Source organism: Ktedonospora formicarum (assembly GCF_016587355.1).
Taxonomy (GTDB): domain Bacteria; phylum Chloroflexota; class Ktedonobacteria; order Ktedonobacterales; family Ktedonobacteraceae; genus Ktedonobacter; species Ktedonobacter formicarum.
Genome location: NZ_BNJF01000011.1, coordinates 93,807 through 111,404 on the forward strand (window position 1 = coordinate 93,807; position 17,598 = coordinate 111,404).

Annotated in this window: 14 protein-coding genes and 6 pseudogenes; 11 read left to right on the forward strand and 9 right to left on the reverse strand. The window is 52.2% G+C overall.

The features are described from left to right. Positions 1 to 4: 4 nt before the first annotated feature. The 4 genes and pseudogenes from K3T82_RS45990 to K3T82_RS46015 all read right to left on the reverse strand — a co-directional run bounded on the left by K3T82_RS45990 (position 5) and on the right by K3T82_RS46015 (position 3,703). Positions 5 to 397, reverse strand: coding sequence for a hypothetical protein (locus K3T82_RS45990; protein WP_220200172.1), 393 nt, complete (start codon positions 395 to 397; stop codon positions 5 to 7). A 49-nt stretch (positions 398 to 446) separates the two neighbouring features. Next, entirely contained in the window at positions 447 to 986 is a 540-nt protein-coding gene (locus tag K3T82_RS45995) for a hypothetical protein (protein ID WP_236031949.1), read from the reverse strand. Between the two features lie 76 nt (positions 987 to 1,062). Then, positions 1,063 to 2,225, reverse strand: a pseudogene (locus tag K3T82_RS50775) (IS3 family transposase). Between the two features lie 95 nt (positions 2,226 to 2,320). Beyond that, the gene (locus K3T82_RS46015; RefSeq protein WP_220200176.1) at positions 2,321 to 3,703 is read right to left on the reverse strand and encodes an IS4 family transposase; all 1,383 of its coding nucleotides are present in this window, start codon (positions 3,701 to 3,703) and stop codon (positions 2,321 to 2,323) included. Positions 3,704 to 3,913: 210 nt separating this feature from the next. Between K3T82_RS46015 and K3T82_RS46020 the strand changes: the two are divergent. The 3 genes and pseudogenes from K3T82_RS46020 to K3T82_RS46030 all read left to right on the forward strand — a co-directional run. Continuing rightward, positions 3,914 to 5,086 (forward strand): annotated as a pseudogene (locus K3T82_RS46020) (nuclease/transposase family protein); the annotation flags it as partial. 231 nt (positions 5,087 to 5,317) lie between these two features. After that, positions 5,318 to 5,533, forward strand: a complete 216-nt coding sequence (locus tag K3T82_RS46025; protein WP_220195347.1) for a hypothetical protein — start codon at positions 5,318 to 5,320, stop codon at positions 5,531 to 5,533. A gap of 217 nt (positions 5,534 to 5,750) precedes the next feature. Then, a pseudogene (locus tag K3T82_RS46030) lies at positions 5,751 to 6,239 on the forward strand (hypothetical protein); the annotation flags it as partial. On the opposite strand, the gene K3T82_RS46035 reads toward K3T82_RS46030, so the two are convergent. Then, positions 6,209 to 7,609: an IS4 family transposase gene (locus K3T82_RS46035; RefSeq protein WP_220199664.1), complete on the reverse strand. Its 1,401-nt coding sequence runs from the start codon at positions 7,607 to 7,609 to the stop codon at positions 6,209 to 6,211. The pseudogene K3T82_RS46030 and the gene K3T82_RS46035 sit on opposite strands and share 31 nt — an antisense overlap. 121 nt (positions 7,610 to 7,730) lie before the next feature. Here K3T82_RS46035 and K3T82_RS50780 point away from each other — a divergent pair. The 3 genes and pseudogenes from K3T82_RS50780 to K3T82_RS46050 form a co-directional block, all read left to right on the forward strand. After that, positions 7,731 to 7,913, forward strand: a pseudogene (locus K3T82_RS50780) (HNH endonuclease); the annotation flags it as partial. A gap of 73 nt (positions 7,914 to 7,986) precedes the next feature. Then, positions 7,987 to 8,325: pseudogene (locus K3T82_RS46045) on the forward strand (zinc ribbon domain-containing protein); the annotation flags it as partial. Positions 8,326 to 8,615: 290 nt separating this feature from the next. Beyond that, entirely contained in the window at positions 8,616 to 9,125 is a 510-nt protein-coding gene (locus tag K3T82_RS46050) for a hypothetical protein (RefSeq protein ID WP_220200178.1), read from the forward strand. A 282-nt stretch (positions 9,126 to 9,407) separates the two neighbouring features. Here the strand turns inward: K3T82_RS46050 and K3T82_RS46055 are convergent, their stop codons facing one another. Next, positions 9,408 to 9,671, reverse strand: coding sequence for a hypothetical protein (locus tag K3T82_RS46055; RefSeq protein ID WP_220200179.1), 264 nt, complete (start codon positions 9,669 to 9,671; stop codon positions 9,408 to 9,410). Positions 9,672 to 9,955: 284 nt separating this feature from the next. Between K3T82_RS46055 and K3T82_RS46060 the strand changes: the two genes are divergently transcribed. From K3T82_RS46060 to K3T82_RS46075, 4 genes are all read left to right on the forward strand, one after another. Then, on the forward strand, positions 9,956 to 11,392 hold the full coding sequence (locus K3T82_RS46060; RefSeq protein ID WP_220200180.1) for a serine hydrolase: 1,437 nt from the start codon (positions 9,956 to 9,958) through the stop codon (positions 11,390 to 11,392). A 146-nt stretch (positions 11,393 to 11,538) separates the two neighbouring features. Continuing rightward, a complete protein-coding gene (locus K3T82_RS46065) occupies positions 11,539 to 11,922 on the forward strand; it encodes a hypothetical protein (RefSeq protein WP_220200181.1) in 384 nt (127 codons plus the stop codon). Positions 11,923 to 12,089: 167 nt separating this feature from the next. Next, positions 12,090 to 13,109 carry a pentapeptide repeat-containing protein gene (locus tag K3T82_RS46070; RefSeq protein WP_220200182.1) on the forward strand — a complete coding sequence of 340 codons (1,020 nt, stop codon included), beginning with the start codon at positions 12,090 to 12,092 and terminating at the stop codon, positions 13,107 to 13,109. A gap of 966 nt (positions 13,110 to 14,075) precedes the next feature. Continuing rightward, complete coding sequence (locus K3T82_RS46075; protein ID WP_220200183.1) at positions 14,076 to 14,213, forward strand: hypothetical protein; 138 nt, start codon at positions 14,076 to 14,078, stop codon at positions 14,211 to 14,213. A gap of 383 nt (positions 14,214 to 14,596) precedes the next feature. Here K3T82_RS46075 and K3T82_RS46080 read toward each other — a convergent pair. Both K3T82_RS46080 and K3T82_RS46085 read right to left on the reverse strand, forming a co-directional pair. Then, positions 14,597 to 15,260: pseudogene (locus tag K3T82_RS46080) on the reverse strand (IS6 family transposase). A gap of 181 nt (positions 15,261 to 15,441) precedes the next feature. Beyond that, positions 15,442 to 15,810, reverse strand: a complete 369-nt coding sequence (locus K3T82_RS46085; protein ID WP_220200184.1) for a response regulator — start codon at positions 15,808 to 15,810, stop codon at positions 15,442 to 15,444. 354 nt (positions 15,811 to 16,164) lie between these two features. Between K3T82_RS46085 and K3T82_RS46090 the strand changes: the two genes are divergently transcribed. After that, positions 16,165 to 16,752, forward strand: coding sequence for a TetR/AcrR family transcriptional regulator (locus tag K3T82_RS46090; RefSeq protein ID WP_220200185.1), 588 nt, complete (start codon positions 16,165 to 16,167; stop codon positions 16,750 to 16,752). Positions 16,753 to 16,840: 88 nt separating this feature from the next. Here K3T82_RS46090 and K3T82_RS46095 read toward each other — a convergent pair whose 3' ends face one another. Further along, positions 16,841 to 17,296, reverse strand: a complete 456-nt coding sequence (locus tag K3T82_RS46095; protein WP_220200186.1) for an MGMT family protein — start codon at positions 17,294 to 17,296, stop codon at positions 16,841 to 16,843. Positions 17,297 to 17,598 lie beyond the last annotated feature (302 nt).

Genomic DNA, 17,598 nt, shown 5'->3' on the forward strand with positions numbered 1-17,598 from the left:
GTTGTTAGCCCCCCACCAATGGTACAAGTTTGAAGAAGGTGACGCTGCTCTCCGGCGTGAGCAGGATCGGGCTGTCGAGCTGTGTTACCTGTCTGGTATCGACGATCACAATGTAGCTTCTTTTCCCGAAGGCTTTGATGGCTTGCTCATATAGTAATTGCCAATCGAGCTGAGGCTGGTTCTCTGTTACTGCTTCACTGTGGTTCTGGTCGGGTGATGGTGGGATCAGGCAGAGCTGTCGGGCACGCTTGCGGGCGTTGTATTCGGTGACATCCTGATAGATGCGGCTACGAATAATCTCGCGGAGCGTACAGTGTTCTTCAAATATCTCAAGCTGCAAGGGTGGTTGAATTTCCCCTTGCAGCGATTCGTTGTTGACGGTGATCATAATTGACATACAAAAATCTCCTGATAACACTGTTCTCTGAGACTAGGTAGAACCCCCGCTAACCGGTGGCTGAGCATAAGATGCCCTTGCGCAGGCGAACCAGCGGCCGAAGACGAGCCAGCTGAGCGACTGGAGCAGGGGAATGAGCCTGTTTCTTTCGCTGCCCTCGCCGCTTGCGCTCAACCCATGGCAAGGGAGCGATTTTGTCGTGCAAGAGCTCGCTCATCGTCCAGATATGGTCGGTGAGTCCCGCTGCCATTGCAGGCGTACAGGCTCTGCCCTCATGGGTCGTCTTGCAGAGCTCATGATGGGGCCAACACAGGTTGTAGGTCGTGCCAAGCAGGTACATTCTCGTCTCCAGTGGATGCAGGCGGCGAGCGCTCTGATGACATTTGCGCGTCAAGAGGGCAAGCCGTTGACGCATGGTGGCATTCAAGCGCTCAATGAAAGCGGTATTGAGCACATTGCCTCCTTTCGATTGTTGCAAGAGCCGCTCAGCCTCCTCTTGTGACCCGTAGGACATGGTACGCGTGACCTCGACCACCTGTTTCTTCTGCGTTCGCTTAATGACTGTTCCAATGTGCAGCTCTGGCCACACGCACAAGCGAGCTCGCCCTCGCCCTGGCTTCTCTTTTGGAATTGGCCCAGAAAAATGGAGACTTGAAACGTGGAGATCAGCTCCTTTTCGACTGATGCACTTGCTTTCGAGCAAGTGGACTGACATACTGGAGTGTCGAGTGTAAACGGATGGGATTGTAAAAGCACTCCAGGTACTCAAAAATGGCTGAGCGAGCCTGCTGCCTCGTCTGGAAACGCACACGATTGGTGCATTCTTTGGCGAGGGTAGCAAAGAAGGACTCCATCGGTGCATTGTCCCAACAATTGGCTGTACGACTCATGCTGACCTCAATCCCCAGCTCACGCAAAGCTCTCTGATAGCGTTCGCACATACACTCGCTTCCCCTCTCCGAATGATGGAGTAGCCCTCCTTCTGGCTGGCGTCTGGCAACCGCCATGCGTAATGCGAGTTCCACCAGAGCCCCATCTTCAATGGCATCCATCGCCCATCCCACGACCCGACGTGAGAAGAGATCTACAATCGCGGCCACGTAAAGCCATCCCTCGGCAGTAGCGACCGCTTTGGTATCACTCACCCAGCGTGTATTGGGCTCTTCCACCTCGAATTCCCGGTTCAGCAGATTGGGAGCAAAGCGTCCCTTCGGGTCGCTCTTGGTAGTAGGCTTGCTCTTGCGCTTCACATGGGCACTGATCCCTCACTGCTGCATCAGCCGTTGAACCCGTTTGCGGGAAGTATGCACTCCCCGTTCTTTGAGGACGGCATGAATCCGTGGGCTACCGTAGACCTGTCTATGCTCCAGAAAAATGCGCTGAATGTCTGTGGCCAGCCTGGCATCTTCTCGGCAATGGTTGGAAGCTTCGCGGGTTTTCCACGCATAATATCCGCTCTCAGAGACATCAAGTGTCTTGCAAAGCAAGGTGATTGAGGCGATGTGTTGATGCTCTGCAATGAACTGAAACCTCAGGGCTGGTGGCGCGAAAAGACGCCTAGTGCTTTTTTTACTATATCACGCTCCTGACACAGCAAGTCGTTTTCTCGCTTTAACTGGCGGATTTCTTCCTCCTGAGGGGTCTAGTGGCCGCTTCCAGGGAACGCTTGCTCTCCATGCTCGGAAAATTGCTTCCACCAATGATGTAGGGCACTGTCAGAAATGTCAAGGTCTCGTGCAATTTGTGCCAGAGGTTTCTGGCGAGATTGGACGAGTTTCACCGCTTCTACCTTAAACTCTTTGGTGAATTTCTGTTGCGGTTTTCGCATGCTCTTTCCCCTTTTCTTTGTGGGTTCACTTCTTAAAGTTTACAAAAACCGAGCGAGAAAGCCCCGCTCTTTCAAGGCTGAAAATTACCCACAAATTACAAACGGAGGTGAAGAGAGAGATGGACTCCCTCAAGCAAGGTTTGCACATGGAGCCATCCTTTCCAAAGGGTTTTCCAGCCAGGAGAGCCATCGCTGCGACGAGCAAGGAAGCCACCCAAGCGAGCCACCTCCGTCCAAAATGTCCCTAGCGCCATGAGGGATGCTTCCTGCTGAGAGCATGCCGCCACCACCTCCAGAAGCTCAGGCTCAATGACTTCGGCGGCAAGGCGCTCCGGTTCTTGGCGAGAAAGCGAGCGCAGTTGCAACAAGCGCACTGCCATGGGCGATAACAGCCCCAGTACACGCATCAAGCGTTCAGCACTTTGGACCTGACGTTCCTCAATGCGACACCCTGTTTTGAGACATTGGTGAGAGTCTTCCACGATCCATCGATGCGCATACCAAGAGGCGCGTTCCCATGCTTGCTGCAAGGTATGTGTCGGAACCGAGGTCAACAGAATCCATTCGAGAGGTTCCTCTCCTTGCGGTCTCAAGCCATCTTCTTCCCAGACACGAACCACCCACAGGTTTATTGGCTCCTGCAGCGCCTTAGGCTCATTACGAGGGGACAAGACGGTGAGAGGCCCAAAGGAGAGCGAGAGTTCGGTCTGACGTGCTTTGCGTCCATGACTTGCGGGGAGCTGAAAGGGGCGCTTGGCTTGCCATGGCCTCGCTCTGCTCTCTGAGAGCAAGTACCCAATCTGCTCATCTGCTTGCTGGATTCTTCGTTCTTGTGTCGCACGGACCAAAAACTCCACCTGGCTCTTGTGGCACGTTCGAAAGAAGTCAAAGAAATCGGCTCCTCGATCTCCCACATGGATCCAACAAGATCTCTGCGCAGCGCTTCCGACCTGAGTGACCATGCGTGTCCAAACATCCGTCTCCTTGGGGCGCTTTCTTCTTTGGGCTCTGGTTTCTCCGCGAGGAGCCCCAACGCGCACAAAAGGCTCTTGTTGAGCACAGCCCAGAACCTCTCGGCTCTCAGGTACCACAGCCAACACCGTTTGCAGCAGCAATCCTCGCCCTTTTTTATCGCCGATTTGTCCCAAACCAGACATCTTCTGTCGATGCGTCAAATCCAGTTCCGTCGTATCCTGGATCAACAAGATGAGGGGGCGCTCTTGCATCTCTGTGTGCGTCTGCAGCCAGTGAGGTTGCATTAGCGCAGCAAACGTGACATCTGGCTCGTCAAGGAAACGATACAATGCTTTTACCTCTTTCCAGGCATGCTGTTGTTTGGGCAAAGAGGCTGAGGCATCTCTTACCATGGCACTGGCGGCTTTCACTGCTCGCCTCGTCCGACGTACATCGTGTAAGAGGACTTGTCCAAACGTTTCTTCTGCCCAGTGCTCTGGGCTCTGTAGGAGCTCTGTTTTCATTCCCCATTGTATCATTTTGTTAAATGTGGGTAATTTTCAGCTCTTTTAAGGCAGGGATGAATCGCCGTTCCTTTGAAGGCGCAGGCGTGGGGCAAATCCTCACAACAACGGATGGTGAAGGACTTGACGAGATGCGACGTTGCTGCTATGCTTGTTCTTGCATAGAATATCTGTTCCAACGTCACATGAGCCAGGAGGAAGGGAGCTGGGATGAAGAAGAAGGGCCAGGCGACAAAAACACACCCACGAACCACGAGCACCCCCACATTTCTGCTGGAACTTCCGCTTCAGGTGAACGCTGGGCAGGCCAGGCGTGTGCGTGCCCATCTGGAAGCTGCCCGTCAGCTCTACAATGCCATCCTCTCCCTGGGACAACGCCGCATGCGCCGCATGCGCGCTGATCCCGCCTGGCAAGAGGCTCGCTCCATCCCTCGCACCGACAAGGCCGAGCGAGCGGCCGCCTTCTCCGCCTTGCGCAGAGCCCATGGCTTCACCGAAGCCGCCTTCCATCACGCAGTCAAAGGCTTGCGTGTGGGCTGGATCGCCGAGCATGTTGAGGCGGTGCTGGCTCAAACCCTGGCGAGTCGTGCCTACCGTGCCCTCAATCGTGTCTGCCTCGGCCAGGCCAGGCGCGTGCGTTTTAAGAGCCGCGGACGAGGCTTCAGCAGCGTCGAGAACAAGCGTCATGACACGGGCCTGCGCTTTGTCTTGCAGCCACCCGAGAAGGGAAACGCCGGGTTTCTGCTCTGGAACGGGGACCGCCTTCCAGCCCTCATCGATTGGGAGGATGAGGTGGTGGCTCATGGGCTGAGGCATCGCATCAAATACGCTCGTCTCCTCCAACGCCCTGCTAGCAGCCCCAGAGCGGCCGGAGCCGATGCGGAAGGAGACCGCTACAGTGTGCAACTGGTCCTGGAGGGTACTCCTCTCCGCAAGCCCATGGGGCAAGGGATCGTGGGAGCTGACCTGGGTCCATCGACCCTGGCGCTCGTTCCTCAGCAGGGGGAGGCCAGCCTGCAGGTGTTGTGCACGGAGTTGACTCCTGACGCCAAAGCCATTCGTCGGTTGCAGCGACGGATGGATCGGCAACGGCGAGCGGCCAACCCAGAGCACTACGACGAGAAGGGACGCCTCAAGAAGCAGGGGGCCAGGAAGCGGCGGTGGAAGCTGAGCAAGCGCTATCACGCCACGCGGCGACAAAAAACCAGCAGGGAGCGTCGCCTGGCGGCGCACCGCAAGAGCCTGCATGGTCGCAAGGTGCATGAGGTGATCGCGCTGGGCAAGACCATCATCCTGGAAAAGATTTCCTACAAGGCCTGGCAAAAGACTTTTGGGAAGAGCGTGGGGCTGAGAGCACCAGGGATGTTTGTAGCATGGTTGAGAGTGCGCCCAAAGAGGCGCCTGATCTTCTGTCGTGCGAGAGCACGACCTCACTCAGGCGAGGTGAGTAACGCGGCACCTTACTTCCAGCCGAAAGGTATGGGGGGACTGTAGCATGGTTGCTGAAACGTCTCTTGAAGCTCTACTACCAAGAGCCAGACGAGAGGCAGCGAGGCCGTCCAAGGCAAAGGCTTGATGGCTTGAACCCTAGTCGTGGTGGAATTCATGCGTCCGATGGGATTGGTAGAATTGCCCATGCCTGATGAGCACAATGAACGTCTCAAGCGTTGTGCTCGCCTGCATCAGGACCAGCCCGTAGGGAACGGGAAACGACGAACGGGGTGCCTACAGACGGAGCGAAGATCAGGTGTAACTTGGGGATCGCCTACCATCCGCGAGGATCAAGGCGACGGAGTGGCGGTAGTAGCGAGTCATCTTGTGACAAAGTGAAGCACCACAGGAGGCCAGACTCAAGAAGCGATGGTTGGCACGGATGTGTCAGCAGACCATCGTGGGAGTTGCGTTGAAAAGACGCAGGCCTCTGGAGAGCCTGGTGCATGGAAATCGTGCATGCCATGGTTCGGGGGAGGGCCGTTGGAAAAGGGCTGGCGTGAGCCAGTACCTCGCTGGCGGCCTATCCTACCGCACCGCCGTGCCCCCTTTGGGGGTTGCAAGCACGGGCGGCATCCTGGTGGAAGTCCCCACGCGCACCACCGCGCTGAGCCAGTGGTGTCATGGCTGTGGCAAGCGGGTGAAGAAGCCCCTCTCGCAGCGCTGGCATCACTGTGAATGTGGCATTGGTCCCGTGCAGCGCGACCTGTATTCGGCGTTTCTAGCCGCCTACCTTGATCCAGCAGATCCCATCCCCTCGTGTGCCCGATACCAGGCGTATTGGGAAGGTGCGGAAGCGCGCCTGCGGGCAGCACACGAGTGTCTCAATCAACGCGCGAGAGAGGGGCAGGTCTTGCCCCGAAGCTTTGGCCTGGCCAGAGCCAGAGCGCGTCTGCCCGAAAGTCCGGGAGAACCACCACTAGAACTCGTCCTCCCACAGCCGTGGGACAGGTGGGAAGCGTGGGCCGAACCCCTGGAACCCCCGCTGCTTGAGCACTGTCACTTACACACAAATTATGAAGGATGGAGAAGGGCAGCGAGATGAACGCCATCCAAGACGTCCATGACGCGCATCCATCCTTTCCATAAGGTCTGCCATCCAGGGGGACCATCGCTCTTACGGTCGAGGTAGCCTCCCAGACGCGCAATCGCGTGCCACACCTCTTTGGCCGTCGTGATGCTGCGATGGCGTTTATCCAGGAAGAGAAGCACTTGGACGGCCTCTGGCGAAATCACGTTGGTCGCAGGCGTTTCCTCTGCTTCCTGCGCCGTGTGCCGAATAATCAACAAACGCAAGGCGATGGGAGTCAACACTGCAAGTAATTTCCACTGAGCCTCCATGCTTTGCACATTGTGCTGTTCTATCCGACAACCCGTTTTGAGGGCTTTGTGGAAATCCTCCAACAGCCAGCGCCAGCCATACCATTGCACCACTTCCCATGCCTCGCTTGGGCAAGTGATTGGAAGGGTGGCCAACAAGATCCATTCCAACGGCTCTTGTCCTTCGGGTGGCTGCGATTCCCAAACCCGTACCACCCAGGCGACAATCTCCGTTTTGCGGAAACACGCTCCGTGCAGAGGAGGCTGGACACGTACCTTTTGAAAATTGATCTGGAGAAGGGCATCTCGCCTCGGTTGAGCATGCTGGGCAGGAATGCTCACCAAATGAACATCCACGCCAGGCAGGGCACGAGCCAATGTCTTAAGATGCCCTTCATCGAACGCGGCTTGCTCCTCTCCTTGCGAAATTTCTACGTTGCGATCTTGAGCCACTCGTAGGACAAAATCATACCCAAGCTCCTCGCATGCCTGCCAAAACGTGTAGACATCGCTATTGCTATCACTCACATAGATCCATTGGTGGTGCTCTGGCACTTGTCCGATCTGTTGGATACTCTCTTCCCAGACTCGCGATTCTCGCACCCTCTTTTTGCGCTGTGCCTTCGTCTCTCCAAGTGGGGCAAGCTGGCGAATGAATGGGGTGAGCATCATACATCCCAAGATTTCCTGTGTTTGAGGGTCCATTGCGAGCACCGTGTGCAAGCTGAACCCGATATTGTCTCGGCTGTTGCCCACCGGCCCCCGTCCTTTGAGCGAGTTGTGTCTCGTAAAGTCAAACTCGGTGGTGTCAGCCAACAGCAACGTACGAGCGAGGTGGGTCGCCGCGTAGTAGGTTTGGCTCCAGTGGGGGAGAATGAGATCTTCATATCCGAATGCTGGATTCCTGAGAAATCGATATCCTCCCTGCGTCCCACCCCAGGTTTCGAACGCGTGAGGCAATGAGGCTGAGGGATTCTCTGCCAGGGCGTTTGCGATCTTGATCAAACGATCCGTGCGACGCGGATCTCCCAATTCCGCCGCTCCAAAGACCTGGGCGGCCCATGTGTCGGCGTGCTGTAAAGGTTCTTGATGCATGAGCCTTCCTCCTTCGCTTGGCCTTCCTTTTCTTTTCAGCACGCCACAACTTGTGTGTAAGTGTCAGTGCTTGAGCACGGGGTGCTTCAGTTACCCCACTTTTCTGGGTCAAGACCATGTGTGCGACCAAAAGATCACGAAGGAAACTGGGTGGAACATCCACCATATCACCTATCGAGTCTACGGAGGGACAGATAACCTCACAAATCTGTCGCTACTGCATTCGAACTGCCACAGGCAACTACATAGCCGAGATTTGAAGGAAACGGGGCCGGGTATTGAAAAATGCCTTGAGGAGGCTTGAGCCGGATGACACTGAAAAGGTCATGTCCGGTTCTTAGGGGCTGGTGGGCAGTAATGCCCACCCGGCCACCCGACTGTACACCTTCATCCAAATGCTTTCATACAAATGTCAATTGTACGGGAAAGAGCTTCACTTCTTAGATGAGCGCAATACCTCAAAGCAATGTAGTGGCTGTGGGAATCTACAAGCCATGCCATTGTGGAAGAGAACGTATTGTTGTACAGAATGCGGACTCGTCATGGATCGGGATGAGAATAGTGCTCAAAATATTCTGACGAGGTTCCTTGCTCGGCAAGAGCCACACACTCAATCTGAGTGCGGTGTGCTGCGTGCGACCCAAAGCAGCGGAGAAGTCAAAGAGGCTTCCTGTGAGGGGCAAGTGCAGCAATTGAAACTATTCGACTGTGCGTGAGCACTTTTGAGTAGATTGAGAAAGGCAGAACTCTATTCACAGTTGCATCTCCAGTTCGTTGAGTAAAAAACTTTTTACTAGGACAGAAATTTCTCAACCGAAAGCTGACACAAACCATGAAGCGCCCAGACACAAACCTCCCAGGAATATACTCCCGTTACGAGCACCCGGACGAGGATGCATACGGCAGCTGGGTCAACACAGATGCCATCTTCATCTATCAAGATGAATCCCAACACATTGCTTACAACTTCCTCTTTGAGGAAGAAGACAACTATAGCAGATCCTATGTGTTTGAGGAGGGCTTTGTTTATCTGGAGATGGCAGGTCGTGAACTCCATTTTGAAAAGCGGCAACGTTACGAGTGGGCCGGCGGAGGAGGAATGGGCTACGATGTATCTGGGTCTCGTAGCTCCACCTATCGACCGAGGCAAGTTATGCAGGTCTTCCATATGTTCGATGAGGCCGAAATAGCCAGCAGCTCTCTCGCAGAGCGTATTATATATGAAGAGGAAACAAAAATGGCTCTGTTAGATAAAAATAATGATTTCCTCTATGAAAGAGTTCAGAATGGAAGACCCCTCTGGTATCAAAGCGCAGAGGGCTTGGAGATGACCATTATCAATACGAGAGAAGAGCTTCACAAATATTGGCAAGACAGGGTCAAAAACTATGCTCGTGCCAAACTGGCTCAAGGTATGTCGCCTGACGAAATAGCCGCGCGCTGTGACTTGACCGTCGAGTCTATTCAAGCTCTTCAGGATCAGAAAACGGAAAGATCTGCCAAAAAGAAAAAGTAAAATGGAACCTTCAGCAAATCGAAGGGCACTTCACGGCCGTCCGCTTCCAGCATCATCCTGAGATGCTGAAGCACTACCAGGCCAATAGCACAACCGCAAAGTGACCATGTACTTCTGCCAGGCGTCACCCATTGCATACGAGACGGGTGACGCCTGGTGCGCTTTTAGGAGTGGAGTGAAGATGGCTCTCACTAGAGGAAACACTTTTGAAAGATTTTGCATACCTCACTTTGGCTGACCTCTCGCGTTCACCATTGCTTACGCAAAACAATGTGTCGTCCCTTAGCCTTGCGTTCCATCGGCAAACTGAGAAAGCTGGATCAGCAGAATGCGTCCCATGTTCCGACACCGACGCAGCGGGGGCATATTGCGGATAATCGCAAAACAATCGACATCACCTGACTCCCACAGGAATAGTTGGGAACTCTGATAGGGATGGCGATCATCAGACTGCCATTCGACAGAGTAGCACGACAACGAGTAGTCTCCATATTCCAGCATCAGCACATCCTGAAAGATGTTGATGAATGCCCTCTTGCCAGCCAACCCTTACTCACCATAGAACAAGAAGTGACGAAGCTTGGTATAGCCTGCTTTCGTGAGGGTTCTTGTCTCGCAGATCGCTTCAAAGGCTCTGTAGAACAGGGTATATAAATAGCAAAACGCGCTTTTCATAAACCACTTAAATTGTCAAAAGCACCAATCTAATAAGGCTAATTGCCAAGATATTGCAAATAAATTTCCATATGTGTTAATATTAATCAATTATATAGCTAAAAACGCCAATTCTAAATTAAGAACAGAAAACAATGAGGAGGCTCGAGACCCTTATGTATGCAGAGCAAACATCCGATCTCGCTAGTCGTATCAACCGCATCGAGCAGAATTTATGTATGCCGAGCCGTATATCAGAATACGCTGCACAAAAATCTCGTTTGCTCGATGCCATGGAGCGTTACGGGGTACCAGGTGTGAGTGTCGCGGTCATCCATCAAGGCAACATCGAGTGGGCAAAGGGTTATGGTGTCCAGGATGTGGAGACACAGGTGCCAGTAACAACCGACACGTTATTTCAAGCAGCATCGATTAGCAAACCTGTGACGGCAGCTGCAGTGCTACGATTAGTAGATGCAGGGCAGCTCGACCTCGATGAAGATGTGAACGCAATTCTTCGTACGTGGAAACTCACTGGCACACAGCTTTGGCAGCCTCGCGTGACACTGCGCCATTTATTGTGCCATGGAGCAGGCGTCACTGTGCATGGTTTCCATGGGTATGCCCATGATGCTGCGCTCCCAACGCTTGAACAGGTGCTGGCAGGCCAGTGTCCAGCTAACACCGACCCAATTCGCGTCGATACCCTTCCTGGTACTCAATTTCGTTATTCCGGCGGAGGGTTCTGTATTCTCCAGCGCCTCTTGATGGATGTGACCGGTCTGCCATTCCCTGAACTGATGCGCGAGCTTGTTCTGGATCCCGTAGGGATGAAGCAGAGCACATTCCACCAACCTCTGCCACGCACGTTGACAGAACGTGCCGCCACAGGGCATCGGCACGGAGCCAAAACGGTCGCCGGAAAGTGGCATACCTATGCTGAAATGGCTGCTGCTGGTCTTTGGACAACGCCCTCAGATCTCGCCCGTTTCGTCCTGGCGCTTCAACGTTCCTGGTCTGGTGAAACTGGCAGCCTGCTTTCACAAGACATCACGCGTCAAATGTTGACACCTCAAATGGTACGGTTTTTCGGGTTGAGCTTTTGGCTAACGCCCCAAGGAGTGAACGATGGGACCACTATGCGTTTCACCCATCCTGGTGGCAATGAAGGATTTAGCTGTCTGCTGGAAGCTTACTGCCAGGAAGGACTGGGCGCCGTTGTGATGACCAATGTCGATCAGGGAATGGGCAAAGTCGAAGGGCTGATCCCTGCTATAGCTCAAGAATACAACTGGCCAGGTTTCTTGCCTAAGGATGCGGGAGTCCCTGAGCAAAATTCTGCGTTCTCAGATGCCTACGTTGGAGTGTATGAATTAAGGCAAGGTTTTACCTTCACCATTTTGAAACAAGCAGGAAGCCTATTCCTCAAGCCAACGGGCCAGCATGAGTTGGCACTTTTTCCCGAAAGCGAAACAGCGTACCGTCTCAACGGGATAGATGCAACGGTGACTTTTGTAAAGGAAGGGTTACAGCAAGAGGTGACGAGTCTCCTGTTCAAACAGAATGATGGCGAAATAGCAGCGAAAAAACGAGTGTCGTGCCCCTCAACATAAAACACTGTATTATACTGCAGTAGCGCATGTGCCCTGTACTTCGTGTTGAATGTCAGTGACATATCCCTCACGGCTTTCCGTAGGCGTGACACGTTTTTTGGCGTCGCCCTCTTCTTGAGCAGACGATGGCACTCAAAGGGGCAGCGATGATCACTACCGAGCGCCAGGAGAACATGCGCGTGGCGGAGGTGACGACTGCCGCCATCAGACCATGCGCTCGGTCTCGTCGATCATATTCGGGCGGTGTCCGCTCGGTCGCACGCCACGATGCTGCATCTGTTGGCTCTGCCGTTGTCGTTGTTCTCCCTGTTTGGAGAGGAGTTACGGTAACACGGTTACGTGTCACCTGCAATGGGGAAACGTTGGCCGAAAGTGTCAATGGGTTTGTTGGACGTGGGGCCGCGCTGAATGTGGCGAGTTTGCACAATGCAGCCCTCTTTGCGAAATTGAGCATCATTGAAGCGGTGGTAGGACTGCTGCTGGAAGTCGTGTTTGTGGCAACGATTCTCCAGCGTTTCTTCGGCAAATAAGCCAACTCCTCTGCTGCCAAGAAGGGACTATCTGCGCCAACCTGAACGAATTGATTTGAATTCCGTTTTCTTCCTGTGTTTGAGTTTTGGCTTGTCATATCCGTTTATTTAGAGAGAGGCCCTTCAATACGATCCTATTCCAAGGAGGGAGAAACCATGAAGAAACCATGTTTCGAGCGCGCTTGGATATGGAGAGGTCTGGTGCTCCTGCTCTGCTTCGCCTGTGTGAGTCTTTTATCTGGGCGATCTCTCAATTTGGGTGGGATTGGACAGGCTTCAGTGCCTATACTCCACCCACACCGCAGTATCAGCGAGGCAAGACGCTGTGGGATTGGTTTCAACTTCTTATTGTTCCTGCTATGTTGGCTACTGGTGCAGGCTTCTTTACCTGGCGGAGCGCACGCACGGAGCGGCAAATTGCACAACAGCGCTACGAACAGGAACAAAAGATTGCCGATCAACGCTATGAGCAGGACCAGGAGTTGGTTTTAGAGAAGCAACGAGAAGATCTCCTCCAGGCGTACTTAGATCGCATGGCCGAATTGTTGCTGGAAAAGGGACTCCGTAGCTCAAAACACAACGATGAAGTACGCAAGGTTGCCCGAACTCGTACCATCAGTACCTTAATCCAATTAGATGGGAAAAGAGCACGCACCATTTTTGTGTTTCTTAGGGAAGCTCAGTTGACAAAGGATGTTGACTCTATTATTTCTCTCGAGAGCGCTGACCTCAGCAAGGCAAAGTGGAGCGAGGCCAATCTCAGCGGATTCAATCTGAGCAGGACTAATCTCTTCGGGGCCGATCTCAGTGAGGCTCATCTCTTCGGAGCCAAGTGCATCATGCTTTGCGTTAAACCATTTCTTCTGAATCTTCTCCTCGGGATCCCCTGCGCGCCGCTGACGATACGTAGCATACTCAAAGTCAATATGCTTCGTCTGCCACATGCTCTGATGGAGAGTCACGGCATAATGATAGCTCATCTCTTCATCATAGAATGTCGAATGGCACTGTGGGCAAAAGAAGGCAAGAAATTGTGGATGCCGATAGATGTGTACACCAGGAATATTCAGACCAGCTGCTGCAATCCGTCCCTCGACCGCAATCTCTGGGGACCCCGTCATCGATTGGGGACCTCTTCCAAAAACGTAGAAACCCCAATTGAGAGAGAGATCGTCCCGCCCAGATGAAAATCAATCAATGGTTTGAGGTAGACAGCATTCGGTTCATTCATGGCTAAGGCAAGAATAGCATTGTTGTCTAAGGTGACATTATAGACCATTCGCGCTTCCTCCTCTCATATACCCACAAAACAGATACTATTACAAACATTCCTTTTTCTCATTCAAGAGTACTATAAGAAGCGCAAAAGAGCAAGGAGATCACACTATATTACATGATTGAACTATCTGCTGCCCTTTGAGGCACTGGCCCACCGCAAGCAGCCACCAGGACCTCCGCTTTATCTGAAGAGTTCCGCTACGGACCAAGAGAGTGAGCAAGGAGCAACCTACGGGATTCACCCCTCTACGACCATGAAGGGACATTATACCTCTGCTGGCAGCGAAACGCTCGTTCAAACAGTCCTATGAGTTGCAACTCCCCAGACCCTTCGTGGTCGTTGCACTTTATAGCATTGGCAATTGTGTGCATCTGCCCATGCATGATGGATGTCCCAATTCACCTCATTGCCCCACCTGTCCAAAGCTCCAAGCAAGCAGCACCCGTCTATCTGGGAGTACAAAACCAAGAAATTGCTCATCACTGTCGACGCGTTACGAGCTAATCCAGCCTATGAACGTGCGAGGCAGAAACATGAGCAGGAACTACAGCATACAGAGAAAGGCCATCAAGACGATTAAAGAGGAGGGCTTCTGGGATGGACGCATCCACAACAAAACGAACTAGAGCTGAGCAGTATCGAAAAAATGCACGGGCAACGTCAGAGCAAAAACGCCAAACCACCTTTGTCGCAATTCAAGCTTTCCAACAGGAAAACCATTCAGTAACGAGATCAGAGGTGGCCAGGAGAGCTGGCGTGTCAGTAGTATTTCTCCGCAGTCATCCCGATTTGCTTCAGGCTCTCGAAAAAGCAGAACGCCGATATCAGCTAACCTCGCCGGAGAACAAACACCACAGACAAAAGGAAAGACCTGATGATTACTGCCTTACGTCAGCGTCTGGAGGAATCGAAGCAGGTTGTGGCCGCCAAAGATGCCGAACTGCGTGAGAAGCAACGCGAGAGAGATCTTCTGTATGGGAAATTAGCCGCAGGAGGTCTGTCCTCTCACTAAGATACAACAGATGCCTCAAGAAACTCGCTAGCAAGTGCACAAAGACTCAGATGAGACCTGGCACAAGACGGTTAGACAGGTTGGGCGTTTTCACCCACTAGTTGTGCTTCAAAACTTCGGCTGTAAAATGAAAGCACCTCTTCTTCCCGGTCGATAACATGGTATCTCAAGTATTCCCACTGATCATTGCGTAAAGAGCGGATGACGAGTGGGAGCGACAGATAACCAGCGCCTGCTTGCAATTGGAGTTCCTGAACATCGTCGAAAACGAGACGAAGGTGGCGACGGGGTATTGTCAACTTGATGAAATAAGAGAAGAGCTTTTTAAGGAAGAGACAAGAGAGAGAGAAAAGAAGCTGAGTATCAAGGAGGCAGATTCGGCCTTATGCGACTGTTTCCCTTCCAATTACCTCATTCCATATCTGGAATCGTTCCTGCATGATGGTACGATACTCCCCGGCCTGGAAACGATGTCGTTTGGGACGAAAATGATCAGAGATCAAACCAAAGCAGAGAGAAAGCGTTGCGCGTGACCAGGGGATTTGAAACGGCGCATCGTACGTTCACGTTGCCGTGTTGGCTGGTGCGAATTCTCCGCTTGGTTATTCAAGCCCTTGTGCTGGCGATGCTCGACGCCTGGCATGATGTCTTTCTTTGCGGCCACATAACTGGCCAGTTTGTCGGTGATGATGACTCGCGGAACGTATTGGAGTCCTTTGAGCAGCTTGCGAAAGAAGCGTTTGGCCGCTTTTTTGTTGCGCCGACTCTGCATGAGGTATCCAACACATTGCCATGCTGATCGACGGCTCGCCACAGGTACTGTCTCTTCCCACCAATGGTGAGGTATACCTCGGCGTAGGTCTGACCGAATTTGAGGCACCACTGATGCACTGTTTCAAAGCTCACGACGATACCGCGTTGTGCCAGCAGTTCCTCAACATCGCGAAAACTGAGCGAGAAGCGGAAATAGAGCCATACTGCGTGGCTGATAATCTCCGATGGGAAGCGATAGCCTTTGTAGTCCTGGGAGGTCAGGATTGTTTTCATGACTCTATTCTAACACATTGTTCAGGTATGTGACCAAGTTGACAATACCGCACGAAATATCGCCCACTATTGCTCTAGCTCCAGGCAGTCTATATTCCTCACTCCAAACAGTTCCATCTTTCAGTGACGCCTCTCTGGGGTCCATAAGTCACTCACTGTGGGACCAAAAAAAGCATGCATCCTAGTTACTATGCACCATTCGCTCAATCAATTCAAGCAACACTTCCAGTTCAAACGGTTTCTCAAGAGTGTTGGAAATTCCTCTGCAAGCAGTCTGCTCGAGAGCTTCCTCATCTGCACTGAAGGCAAGAATCGAGCGCAATAAGGTTGGGTCTTGTTGTATCTTGTCCAAGAATTGCAATCCATTGAGACGTGGCATTGTTAAATCAAGCAAGATCACATCGTACACATTCCATTGAGAGTCCAATTGCTTTAAGGCGTCTATACCATCGAAGGCAGTGTCGACCTCATAGGCTTCATATTCCAATAGTTCTTGTAAGACAGATCTCAACGACTGATCATCCTCAACGACTAAAATACGCTTCCTCATTTCCCCTCTCCTTCTGGCACTCAAGCCATTCACTCTTAACGAACGTTCATTCGGTGCTATGGGCATGAGTCATCCATGACCACCTCACGCAAAGCTCGTGGCTTTGTTGTGCCGGGAGATGATGCGAGTGCAGCAAAACATGCATCGCATAGTTGTACCTGCACCACTATCCAATTAAATACTCCCAATTATGTTGCAAAAATGATAAAGAAAACAAGATGAGTTTTCCCTCTTCTCCTTTTATATATACCAATCAGTACATATAACAATAACAGCATTGACAGAGTGATGTCAAGAGGATACTATACCAATAGGTATGAAAAATGGTGTTGGATGCGAGGAAAGTGAGAAGATATGCCATCTGGACGAACACGTGAATTTGATACTGATCACGCCCTTGATCAGGCTCTTCGCCTCTTCTGGCGCAAGGGCTATGAGGGAACGTCACTCTCAGATCTAACGGATGCCATGGGCATCACCAAACCCAGCCTTTATGCAGCCTTTGGCAATAAAGAAGCCTTATTCCATCTCATCCTTGATCGCTATGTACAAGGACCTGCCGCCTATCTGCATGAGGTTCTTGGGGAACCAACCGCTCGAGGCGTCGTGGAGCGCTTTCTCTGCTCAGCGCTTGATGCCCAGACTGATCCACATACCCCAGCTGGATGCCTTCTAGTTCAGGGAGCGCTTGCGTGCGGGGATAATGCGGCTTCTATTAAAGCCGCTTTAATTGCTCGGCGGAAAGTAGCCGAACTGGCCCTCTCTCAGCGTCTTGAGCAGGCGCAAGCAGAGGGGGATCTACCTGCCTCCGCTGATCCTGCGAGCCTTGCTCGCTATGTCAGCACGCTTTCGCAGGGCATGGCAGTGCAGGCTGCAAGCGGGGTGGACCGAGAGCAATTGCTACAGATGATAGAGACGGCATTACAAGCCTGGCCAACCTGACAATACGGCAGGACTGTTTTTCAGGCAGTCCTGCCGTATTGTCAGGTTGCATCTCTCTATTGATTCCAGGGCTATGTATTTTTTCACTTTATTCCTTTAGAGGTGAAGCTGGATCATTTCGCAAGAGATATAGCAGTCGCTCACTGACTTTCACAGAGGGGCTAGTGGACGCTAGAATATGCTGCAGATCTGTCGCATCAAGCTCTTGTGAAGGGTCCCAACCATAACGTTTAAGATCCACTCGTCCATCGAGAGAGAAAACAACTCCTTCCGCTTCCAGGCACTGACGCATTTCTCCCTTCGGACCAAATGCCCAGCTTCCTGTCAGTTCTCCCTTACTATTCACGACACGATGAGCTGGAATTCCTCTGGGAACCTCTTTCATCACCCAGCCAATCATACGTGCCCCACGAGAATAACCGAGCGCTTTTCCAACCCAACTATAGGTTGTGACACGACCGGCAGGGCATGCCTGGACCAGTGAGAAAACGTGAGCCATGAGTTTCGCTACCTGATTATATGTGGGGAGCCCTTCATTAAACATCTCTCTTATCCACCTTTGCTGAAGATTTGTTGCATATTTGCCTGTTGAAAGATCCTATGCTTTCATGCTGATCATGATATGTTTCAAGGTACAAAATGTCATGCCTAAAAAGCGGTATTTATTATCACTTTGGGCATGTCACTTTTGTAACGTGCTTTTTTTATCCTCTTTGCCAAACCTACATATGGTTCCACAACATCTATCAATTCATTATGAGTGTTGTGGAACCATATGCAATCGCCATTATGCGCCATTTTTTTTGTCACTCATGTCGAAGCCATCCCAGGCTCTGTGCACGCATA